The following is a 16,823-nucleotide window of genomic DNA, read 5'->3' on the forward strand; positions in this document are numbered from 1 at the left end:
GGTCTACGCGGTCAGATCGCGGGTGGCCGGCCCTTCCAGCAAGGTGCCGTCGGGCGCGAACCGCGACCCGTGCAGCGGGCACTCCCACGCCTTGTCGGCGTCGTTCCAGTTCACGATCCCGCCGAGGTGCGTGCACACGGGTGAGACGCGATGCTCGGTCCCGTCGACGCGGCAGCGCGCCTCCAAATGCCATGGCGGGCCGCTCACCACGCCGCCTTCCCCGTTGACGGGGCTGCGGCGGTGAGTCCGTATCGACGGGGTGATCCAGCCCTTCGTCAGGTTGAAGCCGACCTCGAGGTTGGCCTGCAGGGCGGTCGTCAACCCGGTCAACTCGTGCGGACTCCAGCTGGCGAACGCGCGGGCCCAGTCCATCCGCCCGCCCAGGATGCGGCTCGACAGTGCCAGCGCCGCGGCGGCCCCGTTGGTCATCCCCCACTTGTTGAAACCCGTTGCGACAAAAATGGTTTCGCTGTTCGGCAGGATCGGACCCACATAGGGTAGATGGTCGATCGGGGTATAGTCCTGCGCCGACCAGAAGTGGGTCTGCACGGCGCCCGGGTAGTGCTTGCGTGCCCACGCCGACAGTTCGTCGAGCGCCTGGGACGGACTCTTCTCGCGCCCCACGGTATGACCGGCGCCGCCCACGATCAGCCGCTCCCCGTCCGCGACCGGGGCGTACCGCACCGAACGGGTCGGCGAGTCGGTGGAGATCATCATCGGGCGGGTGATGTTGCCCGGAACCTTGAAGGCCAGGCAGTAGGACCGGCTGGGCTTCACCCGAGCGAAATAACCGCCGCGATCCAGGATCGGGATGCCGGTGGCCAGCACCAGCTGGCGAGCCTGCAGTTCGACGTCCCGCTCGGCGGCGTCGTTGACCTGCACGCGGACCTGCTTGCCGCGCCAGGAGACCCGACGCACCCGGGTGCGCTCGACCAGCCGTCCGCCGCGGTCGAGCAGCTCGACGGCCAGCGAGTCGAGGAAGGGCATCGGGCCGAACTGCGCCTGGTCGGCCAGCCGCACCCCGCCGTGATAGGGGAACGGCACGTCGGCGTCGTCGTCCCACACCGCCGGCAGGCCCACCGCCTGACACGCGGTCAGTTCGGCACGCGCCCGCGGAACGCCCCGCACCGACTGGGCGTAGGTGTAAGCGTCCTCGCGCTGCACGGCGACGCCGTTGGCCTCGCAGTGCGCCAGCACCCACTCCTGGCCTTCGCGGTTGCCGTCCACGTACGCGCGCGCGAGGTCCCGGCCATGCCGCGGTAGCACCTTGGAGAGCTGACTGCCTTGCAGCAGGCTGATTTTGGCGGTGGTGTTCCCGGTCGCGCACGCCCCCACCGTGCGCGCCTCCAGCACCAGCACGTCCTTGCCGGCGCGGGCCAGTAGGACGGCCGTCATCAGGCCGGTGATGCCGGCGCCCACCACGATGACATCGGCGGACACCGAACCTTGGTCAAGCGGGCTGGCGGTCCAGGGCTGTTCGCTTCGTTCTGTCATCCACAAAGAGGTCACGGCTTTGCTGATACCCCGGCCCGGCCCGTGGAAACGCACCCGGCGGGCTCACGCCCGCTTCAACCGCGCTTTGGCCTCCTTCACCGACTCCGCGGCGGCTCGGCTCACCTGCCGCGCCTCGTCGTAGTCCGTTTCGGCGCGGTCGAGTTCCCGTTCGGCCGCCCGCAACGCCCGCGCCGCATCGTCACGACGCCGGCGGGCGCCATCTCGTTCGGCTTGTCGCAGCGACAACGCGTCATCGGCCTCGGCCTTGACGCGTTCGGCGGTGTCGACGGCCGCGCTCAGTTTCTCGCGCCGTTCGGTTTGCGCCTTGGCGTCCGCCGACCGCTTCCGAGCCGGGGCGCCGGGGCGCTTCGCCGGTTCGCTCGGAGTCCCCGCCGGTTCCGGCGCGGCCTCGCCGAAGCCACCGAAACCCGACCACTGCTCGGGCCGGGTCAACCGGCCCAGGCGGTCCCCGATCTGCGGGTCGGCGATGGCGGCCTGCAGCGTGCTGGTGAGGTCTTCGCGCACCGCCGCCGACGGTTGCTTGAGATCGGCCTCCTCGAGCGCCTTGCGGGTGAGCTCGTCGATGAGTTTGCGTTGCTCGGCCGTCAGGTCCCGGATCCGTCCGCCATCCATCGCCGCATGCGCGGCGCGCAGTCGCTCCCCGAGGTCGGCGAGTCGCCGCCGGGTGTCCGCGTGCCGCAGCGCCAGCCGGTTGACGACCCAGGCGGCCGTCGTCGGTTTGTTGGCGGCGGAAATCCGTTTCGCCGCGGCGGTATCGCCGCGCTGTTTGGCGGCGGCGGCCAGTTTGGCGCGTTGCGCGGTGAACTCCTTCGGCGCCACCTCATAGAGGCTGTCGAGTTCGTCATCGGCCATGACGCCATGATCTCGCGCGCACGCCGGTTGCAGGCCCCGGTTACCCCGGGCGGTTTAAAAACCGCATGTCGCGGGATACCTCACCTACAACATCGACTTCGCCGGGCAGAATTCTCAGGCCTGCGAGAACCAGAAAGCAGGGATTCGGCAGCTTCATGATGTCCAAGAACAGCGATCAGTTCGTCGGCCGGATCCTGCGGGTCAGCCGGCCTCGCCGACTCTTGCTCGCGGTCTGCGTGATCGTCGCCGCGGTGGCCGCGATATACGTTGTGTCGATCACACATTGTCTGGGCGGTCACTGCGGGCAGGGCGGCGCGCCCGCGAAAACCGCTGGGCCGGCGCAGATAACGATCACTCCCGCCCCCGACTCGCATGACGTCGACCCGGTCGCCCCGGTCACGGTCAAAGCCGAGAACGGAACCCTGACCGGTGTCGAGATGGTCAACGAGAGCGGCAAGCCGATCGAGGGCGTCATGACACCCGACAACACGGTGTGGAAGCCGACGGTCCCGCTGGGCTACGGACACACCTACACCCTGACCGTCACCAGCAGTGGCGTCAGTGGTGTTGCGGCCAAGCAGGTTTCGTCGTTTTCCACGCTGAAGCCGTCCAATCAGACCAAGGTGTCGTTCACCGCCACGTCGGAGGCCGCGCTGCACGACGGCGGCACCTACGGCGTCGGAACGGTGATCGTGGCGCACTTCGACGAGAAGATCGCGGATCGCGCCGCCGCCGAGCGACAACTGTCGGTGACCACAAACCCGAAAGTCGAGGGATCCTGGTACTGGGTCGACGACCAGAACGCTCATTGGCGGCCCGAGCACTACTACGCGCCCGGCACGACCGTCACCGCGGAGGCGAAGATCTACGGAATAGCGTTGGGCGACGGCCTGTTCGGGCAGGACGACACCAAGGTCTCGTTTCGGATCGGCGACGCACACGTCTCGATCGCCGATGACGCCACCCACCAGGTCAGCGTCTTCGACAACGGAAACCTGGTGCGCACGATGCCGACCAGCATGGGAATGGGCGGCACGGAAAACGTCGGCGGCAAGACTATCTCGCTGTGGACCCCCTCCGGGGTCTACACGGTGCTGGACAAGGGCAATCCCGTCATCATGGACTCCTCGACCTTCGGCCTGCCCAAGAACTCCCGGCTCGGATACCGCGAAACCATCAACTGGGCGACCAAGATCAGCAGCGACGGCATATATCTGCACGAACTCGACGCGACGGTATGGGCCCAGGGCCACCGCGACACGTCGCATGGCTGCTTGAACCTCAACGCCGACAACGCGAAATGGTTCTTCGACTTTTCGGTACCGGGCGACGTAGTCGAGGTCCGCAACAGCGGCGGGCCACCGCTGACGCTGGCCCAAAACGGCGACTGGACGCTCAGCTGGGACGACTGGCGCAAGGGCAGCGCCCTGAAACCGACCTGAGCCCGCAGGTGATCCACCTCATTCGTCGCCTCGTGTTGTGCCCCATTTCACAATAAACTCTTGACTCGTTCCAATTAAGGCGTCATATTGGTGGCGTGTCATCGACGGCCGATTACGCGGGCAGGTTGCGGATGGCCGATCTGCGGGTCACCCGGCCCAGGGTTGCCGTGCTGGAAGCCGTGGACGCCAATCCGCACGCCGACACCGAGACGATCTTCTCGGCGGTACGGGTTGGCCTGCCCGATGTTTCGCGTCAAGCCGTGTACGACGTGCTCAATGCGCTGACCACCGTCGGTCTGGTTCGGCGCATCCAGCCCCTGGGCATGGTCGCGCGCTACGAATCGCGCGTCGGCGACAACCACCACCACGTCGTGTGCCGATCCTGCGGGATCATCGCCGACATCGACTGCGCCGTCGGTGAGGCTCCCTGCCTGACGCCCTCGGACGACGACAACGTTCTCGATGGCTTCATTCTCGACGAGGCCGAAGTCATCTACTGGGGCCTGTGTGCCGATTGCTCGACGACAGGTTCTTAGATCACAGCCCGTGATCGCAGCCCGATTCACCCACCCTCGAAAGGAATGCTGTGTCATCTGATACATCCGCCAGCCGCCCTCCCCAACCCGACGCCGGGTCGGCTAGCAACAGCGAAAGCGAAAACCCAGCAATCCCTTCACCGCAGCCCAAGTCGAGCGCCCCGCGGACCAACCAGGACTGGTGGCCCAACCAGGTCGATGTATCGCGCCTGCACCCGCATGCTCCCCAGTCCGACCCGCTCGGCGAGGACTTCGACTACGCCGAGGAGTTCGCCAAGCTTGATGTCGAGGCGCTCAAGGCCGACATGATCAAGCTGCTGACCACCTCGCAGGACTGGTGGCCCGCCGACTACGGCCACTACGGTGGCCTGTTCATCCGGATGAGCTGGCACGCCGCCGGCACCTACCGCATCTATGACGGCCGCGGTGGCGGCGGCCAGGGCATGCAGCGCTTCGCTCCGCTCAACAGCTGGCCGGACAACGCGAGCCTGGACAAGGCGCGCAGGCTGCTGTGGCCGCTGAAGAAGAAGTACGGCAACAAGATCTCCTGGGCGGACCTGCTGCTGTTCGCCGGGAACACGGCCCTGGAATCCATGGGGTTCAAGACGTTCGGCTTCGCCTTCGGCCGCGAAGACGTCTGGGAGCCCGAGGAGATTCTCTTCGGTGAAGAGGAAGAGTGGCTGGGAACCGACAAGCGCTACTCGGGTGAACGCGACCTCGCGCAGCCCTACGGTGCCACCACCATGGGTCTGATCTACGTCAATCCGGAAGGCCCCGAAGGCAAGCCGGACCCGGTCGCGGCGGCGATCGACATCCGCGAGACCTTCGGCCGGATGGCGATGAACGACGAGGAGACGGCCGCGCTGATCGTCGGCGGCCACAGCTTCGGCAAGACGCACGGTGCCGGCGACGCCGACCTGGTCGGTCCGGAACCTGAGGCAGCCCCGATCGAACAGCAGGGGCTGGGCTGGAAGAGCTCGTTCGGCAGCGGCGTGGGCAAGGACGCCATCACCAGCGGCCTCGAGGTGGTCTGGACGCCGACGCCGACCAAGTGGGACAACTCCTTCCTGGAGACGCTGTACGGCTACGAGTGGGAGCTCACCAAGAGCCCCGCCGGGGCCTGGCAGTTCACCGCAAAGGACGGCGCGGGCGCCGGGACCATTCCGGATCCGTTCGGTGGGCCGGGGCGCGCCCCGACAATGCTGGTCACCGACATCTCGTTGCGGGAAAGCCCGATCTACCGCGACATCACGCGGCGCTGGCTGGACCACCCCGAGGAGCTGGCCGACGCCTTCGCCAAGGCGTGGTACAAGCTGCTGCACCGCGACATGGGACCGGTCACCCGCTTCCTGGGGCCGTGGATTCCCGAACCGCAGCTGTGGCAGGACCCGGTGCCGGCCGTCGACCACGCGCTGGTCGACGAGACGGACGTTGCGGACCTGAAGAGCAAGGTCCTGGCGTCCGGTCTCTCCGTTCAGCAGCTGGTCAAGACCGCCTGGTCGGCCGCGGTCAGCTACCGCAACACCGACAAGCGCGGTGGCCCGAACGGCGGGCGGCTGCGACTCGAGCCGCAGCGGAGCTGGGAGGTCAACGAGCCCTCCGAACTCGACAAGGTGTTGCCCGTGCTGGAGCGGATCCAGCAGGACTTCAACGCCTCGGCCTCCGGCGGGAAGAAGATCTCGATCGCCGACCTGATCGTGCTGGCCGGTTCCGCGGCGGTCGAGAAGGCGGCCAAGGACGCGGGCTACGAGATCTCGGTGCATTTCGCCCCCGGGCGCACCGACGCCTCGCAGGAGAGCACCGACGTGGAGTCGTTCGCCGTGCTCGAACCGCGGGCCGACGGGTTCCGCAACTACGCGCGGCCCGGCGAGAAGGCCCCGCTCGAGCAGCTCTTGTTGGACCGGGCCTACATGCTCGGTGTGACCGGTCCGGAGCTGACGGTGCTCGTCGGCGGGCTGCGCGCGCTGGGCGCCAACCACGGCGGCAGCAAGCACGGTGTGTTCACCGACCGGCCGGGCGCGTTGACGAACGACTTCTTCGTCAACCTGCTCGACATGGGCACCGAGTGGAAGGCCTCGGAGACCGCGGAGAACGTCTACGAAGGGCACGACCGGGCCTCCGGCGAGCTCAAGTGGACCGCGACCCCGAATGACCTTGTGTTCGGCTCGAACTCGGTGCTGCGCGCGCTGGCCGAGGTTTACGCCCAGGACGACAACCACGGCAAGTTCGTGGAGGACTTCGTCGCGGCGTGGGTGAAGGTTATGAACAACGACCGGTTCGACCTCAAGTAAGACCCGGTCACCGGCAAGAAACGGCACCCCGCGAGCCATGCGCTCGCGGGGTGCCGTTCCTTCATGCCGCCCTCTTTCATGGACGATGCGCCCGCGATCTCGCGACACGTAAACCACGCACACGACACACCGCGATCGGTCGCCCTGGTTTATGTCTCGTATGGCGGAGAAGGATGTCCAGGTCAGCGATCCAGGTCCCACTGCCCGAAATCGGCGGCGAGGACATCGTCGACGTCGACATTGATGCCGCCCAGCAGCGGGCCCGGATTTCCCGGGCTGTTGACAACCGTTTGGTAGAGCACAGCGGCGGGTTCGCGCTCGCCGTGCGACCACGACCTGGTCTGCCACGCCCACTGGTGCCCGGCGCTGGTGGACGGCCCGATCACCCCGTCCCTGATGGCCCACCCGCACGCCCGGGCATGCCCGTAGATGCCGGTGCGACCCACACCCAGCACCGAGTTGATACCTCGAAACCATTGGACGGCAACGCTATTCCACGTGTTGGCGTCGATGTCATCGTCGACGCTGAAAAAGATCGGGGCCGAGTTCGGGCCGCCGGCCGCCGAGTGCAGCTGCATGGCCGTGTGGGCGTCCGCGACGCCGCCGTCATAGCCGCGGGTGAGATCCGACGGGTCCGGCCAACCGGGCTTGCCGTATTGGAAGTTGCTGACGATATGCAGGCCCGCCGCGCGCAGCGCATCGGCGTACTCCCGGGTCAGCGGCTTGGCTTCGAAGTTGGCGCCCGGCCGCGACTGCGACACGTAGTTCACCACGCCGTCATAGCCCGCCGACTTGATCTCCTCCGGTGCGATCCTGCGCTCGGCGAAATCGATCAGCCTCATGCCGGCCGCCGAGGCTTTCGGGGCGGCGGGGCTTGCCGCCACCGCGCCCAGGCCGAGCAGGGCCGGCGCCACGACATAGGCGCCGGCGTATTTGAGGACCTCGCGCCTCGACGGCGACCACCGATCGCCGCGTCCACCCGGTCCGGCCGAATCCCGCACCGCGCGATGGTAACAAAAGGCACGGGCCTTCCTCAGAGCGATCTTCGCCGGTCAGCGCCGCTGGGCCGAGGCGCCTCGCGTGCGGAACCGACCGGTCGGAAAGCGGGCGGACACCGGCCAGTGGCATGATCTTTGCGTGTCGGACATCCCGGGGGCCGCCTGCGCGAGGGACGGTGGGTTTCCGGCTCGTTGCGCACGATTAGGTGATCGAACTATAGTCTGGACACATGTCCAGTTTGCTGTCGCGGAGTTCGGGAGTCCGTTGACCGCGATGTATTCGGCGCCATTCCGCGGTCATTTTCCAGCAAAGAAGAGTTGAGTATGCGAATTGCCCTGCTGTCCTACCGTAGTAAGACACATTGCGGCGGACAGGGCGTCTACGTGCGCCATCTCAGCCACGGCCTGGTGGAGCTCGGCCACGACGTCGAGGTGTTCTCCGGCCAGCCGTATCCCGACCTGCTCGACCCGCGGGTCCGGCTCACCGAAGTGCCCAGCCTCGACCTGTACCGGGAACCCGACCCGTTCCGGGTGCCGCGGCCCAGCGAGATTCGCGACTCGATCGACCTGCGGGAATTGCTCACCACGTGGACCGCGGGCTTTCCCGAACCGCGGACGTTCACGATGCGGGCCGCGCGGTTACTTGCCCAGCGCACAGCCGATTTCGACGTCGTCCACGACAACCAGAGCCTGGGCACCGGATTGCTGCGCATCGCCGAGGCGGGACTTCCCGTGGTGGCCACCGTGCACCACCCGATCACCCGCGACCGGGTGCTGGATCTGGCGGCAGCGCGATGGTGGCGAAAACCGTTGGTGCGCCGCTGGTATGGGTTCTTGGACATGCAGCAGGAGGTCGCCCGCCACATCCCCGACCTGTTGACGGTCTCCTCGTCGTCCGCGTCCGACATCATCGCCGACTTCGGCGTCGCGCCCGACCAACTTCACGTGGTGCCGCTGGGCGTGAACACCGAACTGTTCAAACCGGGATCGGGCCCCCGCGAGCCCGGCCGCATCATCGCGATCGCCAGTGCCGATACCCCGCTCAAGGGCGTCCGCACCCTGCTGCAAGCGGTCGCCCGGCTGCGCACCGTGCGTGATCTCGAGCTGCGGCTGGTTGCCAAGGTGGAACCCAACGGCCCGACCCACAAACTCATCGCCGAACTCGGGATCTCCGACATCGTGCACATCACCAGCGGGCTGTCCGACGCCGAGCTGGCAGCCCTGTTCGCCTCCGCGGAGGTCGCCTGCATTCCGTCGCTCTACGAAGGCTTTTCGCTCCCAGCCGTGGAAGCCATGGCCAGCGGCACCCCGATCGTCGCCAGCCGGGTCGGTGCCCTGCCGGAAGTCCTCGGGACCGACGGTGCTTGCGCCGAACTGGTGCCGCCCGCCGACGTCGATGCGCTGACCCACGCGCTCGGTGAACTGCTGGACTCACCGGAAAAGCGCCGCAGCCTCGGGAAGGCGGGACGAACCCGCGCCGTCAACGTCTTCAGCTGGGAAGCCGTGGCCGCGCAAACCGTTCGGGTCTACGAGCGGGCGATCGCACGCAACGCGCAGAGCGAAGCGCCATGCTGACAGTCGATTTCGACCGGCTGGGGATCGGACCGTCGAGCAAGGTCATCGACGTGGGTTGCGGAGCCGGCCGGCACGCGTTCGAAGCGTATCGCCGCGGCGCCGACGTCGTGGCCTTCGATCGCGACGAGGCCGAATTGCGTTCGGTGGACACCATTTTGCGCGCGATGGCCGAAGCCGGCGAGGCGCCCGCCGGTGCCTCGGCGAAGGTGGTCGTCGGTGATGCGCTGAAGTTGCCCTACGCCGACGAGACGTTCGACTGCGTCATCGCTTCGGAGATCCTGGAGCACATTCCCGACGACGACGTGGCGATCGCCGAGCTGATCAGAGTGCTCAAAGCCGGTGGCACGCTGGCGGTCAGCGTCCCACGGTGGCTGCCCGAGCGCCTGTGCTGGTTGCTGTCCGACGAGTACCACGCCAACGAGGGTGGCCACGTACGCATCTACCGGGCCAGCGAGCTGCGCGGCAAGATCGCCCGCGACGGAATGGCACTGACCCACACCCATCACGCCCATGCGCTGCACTCCCCCTTCTGGTGGCTCAAATGCGCTGTGGGAGTGGAGAACACCGACCACCCCGCGGTGACCGCCTACCACAAGCTCCTGGTTTGGGACCTGATGCAGCGGCCCAAGATCACCCAGCTGGCGGAGTCGCTGCTCAACCCGCTGGTGGGCAAAAGCGTAGCGATGTACTTCGTCAAGCCGCAGGAGGCGAAAAGCCAGGCGACTGAGGGATATTCAGTTGCATCGGTCTAGTGTGCCAGCCGTTGCGGGGGTGTTGACTCCCGAGCAGTGCCGCCAGACCGCGCTTTCCATCGCCGCCGCACAGGAATCGACTGGTGCCATCCCCTGGTTCGAGGGCGGGCACACCGATCCGTGGGACCACATCGAGTGCGCGATGGCGCTGACCACCGCCGGAATGCTGGAGCCGGCGCGCGCCGCGTTCGACTGGAGCCGGCGCACCCAGCGCTCGGATGGATCCTGGCCAATCCAATTCCGGTCGGGGGTCATCGAAGACGCCAACAGCGACAGCAATTTCTGCGCCTACATCGGCGCCGGGGTGTGGCACCACGTGCTGGTCACCGGCGACGAGTCATTCGCGGCGGAAATGTGGCCGGTGGTGCACAAAGCGATCGACTTCGTCATCGACATGCAGGTCGGTTACGGCGAGATCGGTTGGGCCCGAAGCGAAGCCGGTGTGTTGCCGGAGGCCCTGCTGACAGGGTGCTCGAGCATCTACCACAGCATCCGCTGTGCGCTTGCCCTGGCCGCGTTGGTCGGCGACCCGCAGCCGGAGTGGGAGTTGGCGCTCGGCCGTCTGGGGCACGCTATCTCCGCGCATCCCGAGGCGTTCACCGAAAAGGACCGCTACTCGATGGACTGGTACTACCCCATCCTCGGTAGCGCCTTGCGTGGCCCGGCGGCGGCCGCGCGCATCAAGCAGCGTTGGGATGCCTTCGTGGTCGACGGCCTGGGCATCCGGTGCGTCGGCGACCGCCCGTGGGTGACGGGCGCCGAAACATGCGAGCTGGTGATGGCGCTGGACGCGATCGGACAGCACTCCGACGCCTACCGTCAGTTCGCCGCGATGCAGCATCTGCGCGAGGACGACGGATCTTATTGGACGGGACTGGTTTTCGCCGACGGCAAACGGTGGCCGGAAGAGCGCACCACCTGGACGGGCGCGGCCGTGATCTTGGCGGCGGACGCCCTGTCGAACACCACCGCCGGTGCGGGCATCTTTCGCGGCGACGAGCTGCCACCGGGTTTGCAGACCGACTTCGACTGCGAATGCGTGGTCACCGGCCCCGGCCGGTAAGCCACGGGCTGGCTAGACCCGCTCCCCCGGCTGACCGCTGACTCGTTCGAGCAGCCGCAACGATCCGGTGGCCGATACCTCCCGGAACTGTCCGGAATCGAGTGCGCGGCAGTAGATGTAGTAGGGCGGGCGCCCGCCGTCCTTCGGGTCGGGAAATACGTCGTGGATGACCAGCGCCCCACCGGGGGCGACCCACTTGGCCCAGCCGTCGAAGTCCTGGTTCGCGGCGGCTTCGCTGTGGCCGCCGTCGATGAACAGGAACTGCAGCGGCGCCCGCCACGCCCGTGCCACCAGCGGCGACTTGCCGACGATCGCGACGACGTGATCGTCCAACCGGGCGGTGTCGAGCGCCCGGCGAAACGTCGGCAGCGTGTCGAACAGGCCCGTCACCTCGTCCACCATCGACGCGTCGTGATACTCCCACCCGGCCTGGTGCTCCTCGGACCCGTGGTGGTGGTCGACCGTGTAGAGCACGCTGCCGGTTTGTTGGGCGGCCGCACCCAGCAGCAGGGTGGATTTGCCGCAGTAGGTGCCGATCTCGACGCCCAGACCGCCGCCGAGATACCGCAGCGCGGCGTCGTACAACGCGCGCCCCTCGTCGGCCGGCATGAAACCTTGTACCTGCTCGGCCAGCGCGAACAAGCGCTCGGGCGCACTCGCGTCGACGTGACTCATCAGCTGAACCTATCGCCTCGATCGCCGCTGCCGACACCGTGGTCGCTGTTCGCGCTCAGCGATCACCGGAGCTCTGTTCACCGGGTGTGCGGCGGCCAGAGCGCCTTCGCCTTACCATCATGGACGTGCGCGCCTTGCTTATCCGCAAATTTGCTGGTGTCGGACTCGCCGCGGTCACGGCCGCGGCCGCCGCGTTGCTGCCCGCCACGGTGCTGCCGCCCGGGGCCCCGGGGGCGGCGCCACCGGCCGCGGCCGCGAACTGCCCGCCGGTACAGGTCGTGTTCGCCCGGGGGCGCAACGAATCGCCGGGGCCGGGTGTGCTGGGCAACGCGTTCATCAGCGCCCTGCGGTCCAAGGTGAACAGGACCGTGGGCGTGTACGCCGTGCAATATCCCGCCGACACCGAGGTCGCCCAGGGCGCCAACGACATGAGCCACCACATCCAGGACATGGTCAACAGCTGCCCAGACACCAGGTTGGTGCTGGGCGGCTATTCGCTGGGCGCGGCGGTCACCGACGTCGTGCTGGCGGCGCCCATCGGCGCGTTCGGTTTCGACAGCCCGCTGCCGCCGGGCATCGATCAGCACGTCGCCGCCGTCGCCCTGTTCGGCAATGGCAGCCAATGGGTGGGTCCGATCACCAACTTCAGTCCCGTCTACAACGACCGGACCATCGAGTTGTGCCACGGTGCCGATCCCATCTGCAATCCCGCCGACCCGAACACGTGGAAGGAAAACTGGCCGCAGCACCTCGCCGGGGCCTACATCGACGCGGGCATGGCCAATCAGGCCGCCGACTTCGTCGCCAGCAAGCTCTGAGTCAGGCGGCCGCCGCTTGCGTTTAGCCCGGCACAGACGGGTATTAGGAACTCCAGGTGCGCGCGGAGGGACTAGCCATTGCCGGATGACCAGATCGTCGACCTCAGATCCGCGCTGGCGCGACTGGCGCGCCACGACAAGCAGCTGATCGAGACCGACCATCCGATCGACCCGATCGGCGAACTCGCCGGCGTCTACCGCCGCATCGGCGCCGGCGGCACCGTCGAACGACCGACGCGCATCGGACCGGCCATGATCTTCAACAACGTGACCGGCTTTCCGGGCTGGCGGGTGCTGGTCGGGTTGATGGCCAGCCGCAAACGCGTCGGCATCCTGCTCGAGTCGCCGGCCGACCGGCTCACCCAACGCATGGCCGATGCCTACGAAAACGCCTTGGGCCCAGCGGATTTCACTGGCCACAATGCGCCCTGCCAAGAGGTGGTCCATCGCGCCGATCACCCGGACTTCGATCTGCGTACCCTGCTGCCCGCGCCCACCAACACCGACCTGGACGCGGGGCCGTACTTCTGCCTGGGTTTGGTGCTGGGCAGCGACCCCGAACTGGGCACCGATGTCACCATCCACCGGCTGTGCGTGCAGGGCCGTGACGAGATGACGATCTTCTTCGCACCCGGCCGCCACATCGACGCCTTCCGGCAACGCGCCGAGGCCGACGGACGCAAGTTCGAGATCACGGTCAACATGGGCCTGGACCCGGCGATCCCGCTGGGCGCCACGTTCGAGGCGCCCACCACCCCGCTCGGCTACGACGAGCTCGCCATCGCCGGCGGCTTGCGCGGCAAACCCGTCGAACTGGTCAAGGGCGTCACGGTCGACCAGAAGGCGATCGCCACGGCCGAGGTCGTCATCGAGGGCTACATCATCCCCGGCGAACGGCAGGCCGAAGACCAGAACACCCACACCGGCCACGCCATGCCGGAGTTCCCCGGCTATGACGGCCCGGCCAACCCGGCCTTGCCGGTGATCAAGGTGACCGCGGTGACCACCCGCACCGATCCGATTCTGCAGACCCTGGTGGGCCCCGGCGAGGAGCACGTCAGCCTCGCCGGAATCCCCACGGAGGCCAGCATTTTCCACGCCCTGCACGCCGCCATGCCCGGCTTCGTCACCGACGTCTACTCCCACAGCGCCGGCGGCGGTAAGTTCCTGGCCGTCCTCAAGTGCAACAAGACCAAGGCCTTCGATGACGGCCGCGCGCGCCAAGCCGCGCTGGTGGCGTTGGGCGTCTATTCGGAACTGAAGAACGTCATCCTGGTCGACGGCGACGTCGACATCTTCGACAGCGACGACGTGCTGTGGGCGATGCAGACCCGGATGCAGGGCAACCGCGACATCATCACGATTCCCGGGGTGGCCGGTCATGTTCTGGATCCGACCCAGCAGCCCGAGTACGACCCGACGCTGCCGGCCAAGGGCACCACGTGCAAAACGATTTTCGACGCCACCGCACCGTTTCGCATGCAAGCCCAGTTCGAACGGGCGCACTTCCGCGATGTCGACCCCCGCCCGTATGCCCCCGATCTGGACTTGGAGTATCCGTGATGACCCAGCCGAACCAACCCGACCGCGTCATCGTGGGCATCACCGGAGCCACCGGAATCGTCTACGGCGTGCGGGCGCTCGATGTGCTGCGCAGCGTCGGCATCGAAACCCACCTCATCGTCACCCGTGCCGGGCACCTGACCCGCGCCTACGAAACCGATCTCACCCGGGAGCAGATCGAGGCCCGCGCCGACCACGTGTACAGCGTCACCGACGTCGGCGCCCCCATGGCGTCGGGTTCCTTCCTCACCCGGGGCATGCTGATCGCGCCCGCATCAATGCGCAGCGTGGGCGAGATCGCCAACGGCGTGTCCAGCTCACTGCTGTCCCGGGCCGCCGACGTCGTCCTCAAGGAGCGTCGCCGCCTGGTGCTCATGGTGCGCGAGGCGCCGCTGAACCTGATCCACCTGCGCAACATGGCGACGATCAGCGAAGCCGGCGGCACCATCTTCCCGCCGGTGCCGGCCTTCTACTTCCGGCCTACCAGCCTCGAGGACATCGTCGATCACTCCGTCGGCCGGGCCCTGGACCAATTCGGCATCCACACCGACGTCTTCCCGCGCTGGGACGACGACCTGCGCCGGACCGTGATGCAACACGAGATGCAACACGAAACGCCGGAAGTGCCGGAAGCGCAGGAAGCACCGGAAGTGCCGACGGGCCACGCCTAACGCAGGTTGGTGGGGTTGAGGTCGTCGGGCATCTGCTGGCCGGCGTCCTCGTAGGCCTTCTTGATCGCGGCCATCGCCGGCGCGCCGTAGTCGCGCTTCTTCGCGACCACCATGTCGTAGCTGGCGCGCAGCGAATCCAGCTGGCCGCGGAATTCGGGAATCACGTGGCGGCCCATCAATTCGTAGCTGCGCAGCGTGGCCTCGCGGTCCGCCCAATCCCCGGCCAGCACCAAAAAGCCCCCGAACCCGCCGGTGATGTTCTGCAACCGGTGCAGCGCCTCGATCATGTCGTCGGGCGTGCCCACGATGGCGGCGTCCTCCTCGATCTCCTGCTCGAGCGTGTAGTCGTTCTTCAGCCCGGCGACCCGTTTGAAGTATCCGACGCGTTCGGCCTCGCGCCCCTCGATCACCTCGGACTTGGCCTGTTCGCGGGTGGGCGCGAGATGGGCCCGGATCACCAGGCGCCATTCGTCGCGGCGCAGCTGCTTGCCGCTTTCGGCGGCGGCCTTCTCGCCGAGCGCCCAGTGCGCCGCCAGGTCCTTCTTGCCGCCGATCAGGCCGGCGCCCAGCGATAACACCCCCACGCCGTGCGTGCCCGCGGCCGTCATGCCCGACGGCGAGGTGCTGGACGCGACGGCGATCGGCATCGACCCGTTGACCGGAAGCAGCTGCAGCCGAGCCTCATTCAGGGTGAACCAGTCGCTGTGATGGGTGACGACCTCACCGGCGAGCAGCCGGATGATCACGCCCAGGGCCTCGTTCATCCGCGGGCGCTGCGTGCTGGGATCGATGCCCATCATCGTGGCGTCGGAGATCAGCGCCCCGGGCCCCACGCCCAACATGGCCCGGCCGTGGGTCAGGTAGTCGAGCTGCACGAACCGGTCGGCCACCATCATCGGGTGGTGATACGGCAGGCTGACGACGCCGGAGCCGAGCTTGATCCGCCGGGTCCGTTGCCCGGCGGCCGCCAGGAACATCGCCGGATCGGCGATGTTCTCCCATGCCGCCGAGTGGTGCTCGCCCACCCACGCCTCGTCGAAGCCCCACCGGTCGCACCATTCGATGAGCTCGAGGTCCCGCTCGTAGGTGGTCAACGGGCTCTCGCGGACCGGGTGGTAGGGCGCGATGAATGTTCCGAACCTCAACATGCCGTCCTGCTCCTATGATCTACGTCAACGTTCATGTTCAACTGATGACAGCAAGGGGCGCCTCGATGCTCGATCCCGCCGCATACCGCACCATCGATGTCGCCGTGGACGGCGCGACCGCCGTCGCCGTGCTGACGCTGAACCGGCCGGACAAGGCCAACGCCGTCGACGACGTGATGCATTCGGAGCTGTCGCGGGTATTCGCGGCGGCCCAAGACGACGTCCGGGTGCGCGCCGTCGTGCTGACCGGGGCGGGCCGGACCTTCTCCGCCGGCGGCGACGAGTCCAGCGATCGGCAGTACGCGTCCAGTTCGGGACGGACCCCGATCGAGGAGGCGCGCCACATCGTCGACGACATCGTCGGGCTGACCAAGCCGCTCGTCGCCGCCGTCAACGGCCACGCCATCGGGCTGGGCGCGGTGCTGGCCACCCTGGCCGACGTCTCCTACGTCTCGGAGCGGGCGAAACTCGGTGACCTGCATGTGCACGCCGCGCTGCCGGCGGGCAACGGGGCCGCGGTGATCTGGCCGCTGCTGGTCGGGCTCAACCGCGCCAAATACTTGCTGATGACCGGCGAGGTCCTCACCGCGGCGGAGGCCGAACGCCTCGGGCTGGTCACCCGCGTCGTCCCGCCGGCCGATGTGGTGCCGTCGGCGCTGGCGATGGCGCAACGACTCGCCACGCTGGCCCCCCAGGCGGTGCAGGGCACCAAGGCCGCGGTGAATCGGCTCCTCGCGATGGCCTCGGGCGCGGTCCTGCCGTTCTCCCTCGCGCTCGAGGCGGCCGCCATGGAGCATGACGACTTCCGCGCCGCGATGGCGAAGTTGGGCCGCGCGTGAGGCTTGCATCAATAGGGACGCTAGGACCCTCCCTGAGAATTGTCAACGTCAACGTTCACGTTGACAAGCGCGTTAATCCTCAGGT

15 protein-coding genes are annotated in these 16,823 nt (G+C 67.7%); 10 read left to right on the forward strand and 5 right to left on the reverse strand.

Features of this window, described 5'->3' with window-relative positions; genetic code table 11:
• Window positions 1-3: 3 nt before the first annotated feature.
• Together A5624_RS06140 and A5624_RS06145 are read right to left on the reverse strand one after the other, a co-directional pair.
• Window positions 4-1,494, reverse strand: a complete 1,491-nt coding sequence (locus tag A5624_RS06140) for an FAD-dependent oxidoreductase (protein WP_066863137.1) — start codon at window positions 1,492-1,494, stop codon at window positions 4-6.
• Window positions 1,495-1,557: 63 nt separating this feature from the next.
• Window positions 1,558-2,367 carry a hypothetical protein gene (locus A5624_RS06145; RefSeq protein ID WP_066863140.1) on the reverse strand — a complete coding sequence of 270 codons (810 nt, stop codon included), beginning with the start codon at window positions 2,365-2,367 and terminating at the stop codon, window positions 1,558-1,560.
• 155 nt (window positions 2,368-2,522) lie between these two features.
• Between A5624_RS06145 and A5624_RS06150 the strand changes: the two genes are divergently transcribed.
• From A5624_RS06150 to katG, 3 genes are all read left to right on the forward strand, one after another.
• Complete coding sequence (locus tag A5624_RS06150) at window positions 2,523-3,809, forward strand: Ig-like domain-containing protein (protein ID WP_066863143.1); 1,287 nt, start codon at window positions 2,523-2,525, stop codon at window positions 3,807-3,809.
• 95 nt (window positions 3,810-3,904) lie between these two features.
• A complete protein-coding gene (locus tag A5624_RS06155) occupies window positions 3,905-4,345 on the forward strand; it encodes a Fur family transcriptional regulator (protein ID WP_156748862.1) in 441 nt (146 codons plus the stop codon).
• 50 nt (window positions 4,346-4,395) lie between these two features.
• A complete protein-coding gene (gene katG / locus A5624_RS06160) occupies window positions 4,396-6,636 on the forward strand; it encodes a catalase/peroxidase HPI (RefSeq protein ID WP_066863153.1) in 2,241 nt (746 codons plus the stop codon).
• Between the two features lie 182 nt (window positions 6,637-6,818).
• Here the strand turns inward: katG and A5624_RS06165 are convergent, their stop codons facing one another.
• A complete protein-coding gene (locus tag A5624_RS06165; RefSeq protein WP_066863156.1) occupies window positions 6,819-7,637 on the reverse strand; it encodes a DUF1906 domain-containing protein in 819 nt (272 codons plus the stop codon).
• Window positions 7,638-7,958: 321 nt separating this feature from the next.
• Between A5624_RS06165 and A5624_RS06170 the strand changes: the two genes are divergently transcribed.
• From A5624_RS06170 to A5624_RS06180, 3 genes are read left to right on the forward strand one after another with little or no spacing between them, the layout of a single operon-like run.
• Entirely contained in the window at window positions 7,959-9,209 is a 1,251-nt protein-coding gene (locus tag A5624_RS06170; RefSeq protein ID WP_066863159.1) for a glycosyltransferase family 4 protein, read from the forward strand.
• Window positions 9,203-9,961: a class I SAM-dependent methyltransferase gene (locus tag A5624_RS06175; protein ID WP_066863162.1), complete on the forward strand. Its 759-nt coding sequence runs from the start codon at window positions 9,203-9,205 to the stop codon at window positions 9,959-9,961. Before A5624_RS06170 ends, A5624_RS06175 begins: the two co-directional genes overlap by 7 nt.
• Complete coding sequence (locus tag A5624_RS06180; RefSeq protein ID WP_066863165.1) at window positions 9,948-11,024, forward strand: prenyltransferase; 1,077 nt, start codon at window positions 9,948-9,950, stop codon at window positions 11,022-11,024. The genes A5624_RS06175 and A5624_RS06180 overlap by 14 nt, the downstream gene beginning before the upstream one ends.
• A 12-nt stretch (window positions 11,025-11,036) precedes the next feature.
• Here A5624_RS06180 and A5624_RS06185 read toward each other — a convergent pair whose 3' ends face one another.
• Window positions 11,037-11,699, reverse strand: coding sequence for a class I SAM-dependent methyltransferase (locus A5624_RS06185; protein ID WP_066863167.1), 663 nt, complete (start codon window positions 11,697-11,699; stop codon window positions 11,037-11,039).
• Window positions 11,700-11,818: 119 nt separating this feature from the next.
• On the opposite strand from A5624_RS06185, the gene A5624_RS06190 reads away from it, so the two are divergent.
• The 3 genes from A5624_RS06190 to A5624_RS06200 all read left to right on the forward strand — a co-directional run bounded on the left by A5624_RS06190 (window position 11,819) and on the right by A5624_RS06200 (window position 14,751).
• On the forward strand, window positions 11,819-12,517 hold the full coding sequence (locus A5624_RS06190) for a cutinase family protein (RefSeq protein ID WP_156748864.1): 699 nt from the start codon (window positions 11,819-11,821) through the stop codon (window positions 12,515-12,517).
• Window positions 12,518-12,595: 78 nt separating this feature from the next.
• Entirely contained in the window at window positions 12,596-14,080 is a 1,485-nt protein-coding gene (locus A5624_RS06195; protein ID WP_066863170.1) for a UbiD family decarboxylase, read from the forward strand.
• Window positions 14,080-14,751: a UbiX family flavin prenyltransferase gene (locus A5624_RS06200; RefSeq protein WP_066863173.1), complete on the forward strand. Its 672-nt coding sequence runs from the start codon at window positions 14,080-14,082 to the stop codon at window positions 14,749-14,751. Before A5624_RS06195 ends, A5624_RS06200 begins: the two co-directional genes overlap by 1 nt.
• Here the strand turns inward: A5624_RS06200 and A5624_RS06205 are convergent.
• Complete coding sequence (locus A5624_RS06205) at window positions 14,748-15,899, reverse strand: LLM class flavin-dependent oxidoreductase (protein WP_066863176.1); 1,152 nt, start codon at window positions 15,897-15,899, stop codon at window positions 14,748-14,750. The two genes, A5624_RS06200 and A5624_RS06205, sit on opposite strands and share 4 nt — an antisense overlap.
• Window positions 15,900-15,943: 44 nt before the next feature.
• Here A5624_RS06205 and A5624_RS06210 point away from each other — a divergent pair, with 44 nt between their 5' ends.
• Window positions 15,944-16,738 (forward strand): enoyl-CoA hydratase/isomerase family protein, encoded by a 795-nt coding sequence (locus A5624_RS06210; protein ID WP_197507942.1) that lies wholly within the window; start codon window positions 15,944-15,946, stop codon window positions 16,736-16,738.
• The last annotated feature ends 85 nt before the right edge of the window (window positions 16,739-16,823 follow it).

The sequence above is a fragment of the Mycobacterium sp. 1482292.6 genome (assembly GCF_001672995.1).
GTDB lineage: Bacteria > Actinomycetota > Actinomycetes > Mycobacteriales > Mycobacteriaceae > Mycobacterium > Mycobacterium europaeum_A.

Bases quoted from the DNA above. Each gene is read 5' to 3' on its own strand.
- A5624_RS06150 (WP_066863143.1), top strand. From the start codon at position 2,523: ATGATGTCCAAGAACAGCGATCAGTTCGTCGGCCGGATCCTGCGGGTC.
- A5624_RS06145 (WP_066863140.1), bottom strand. From the start codon at position 2,367: ATGGCCGATGACGAACTCGACAGCCTCTATGAGGTGGCGCCGAAGGAG.
- A5624_RS06175 (WP_066863162.1), top strand. From the start codon at position 9,203: ATGCTGACAGTCGATTTCGACCGGCTGGGGATCGGACCGTCGAGCAAG.
- A5624_RS06200 (WP_066863173.1), top strand. From the start codon at position 14,080: ATGACCCAGCCGAACCAACCCGACCGCGTCATCGTGGGCATCACCGGA.
- A5624_RS06185 (WP_066863167.1), bottom strand. From the start codon at position 11,699: ATGAGTCACGTCGACGCGAGTGCGCCCGAGCGCTTGTTCGCGCTGGCC.
- A5624_RS06205 (WP_066863176.1), bottom strand. From the start codon at position 15,899: ATGTTGAGGTTCGGAACATTCATCGCGCCCTACCACCCGGTCCGCGAG.
- A5624_RS06170 (WP_066863159.1), top strand. From the start codon at position 7,959: ATGCGAATTGCCCTGCTGTCCTACCGTAGTAAGACACATTGCGGCGGA.
- A5624_RS06140 (WP_066863137.1), bottom strand. From the start codon at position 1,494: ATGACAGAACGAAGCGAACAGCCCTGGACCGCCAGCCCGCTTGACCAA.
- A5624_RS06210 (WP_197507942.1), top strand. From the start codon at position 15,944: ATGACAGCAAGGGGCGCCTCGATGCTCGATCCCGCCGCATACCGCACC.
- A5624_RS06190 (WP_156748864.1), top strand. From the start codon at position 11,819: ATGGACGTGCGCGCCTTGCTTATCCGCAAATTTGCTGGTGTCGGACTC.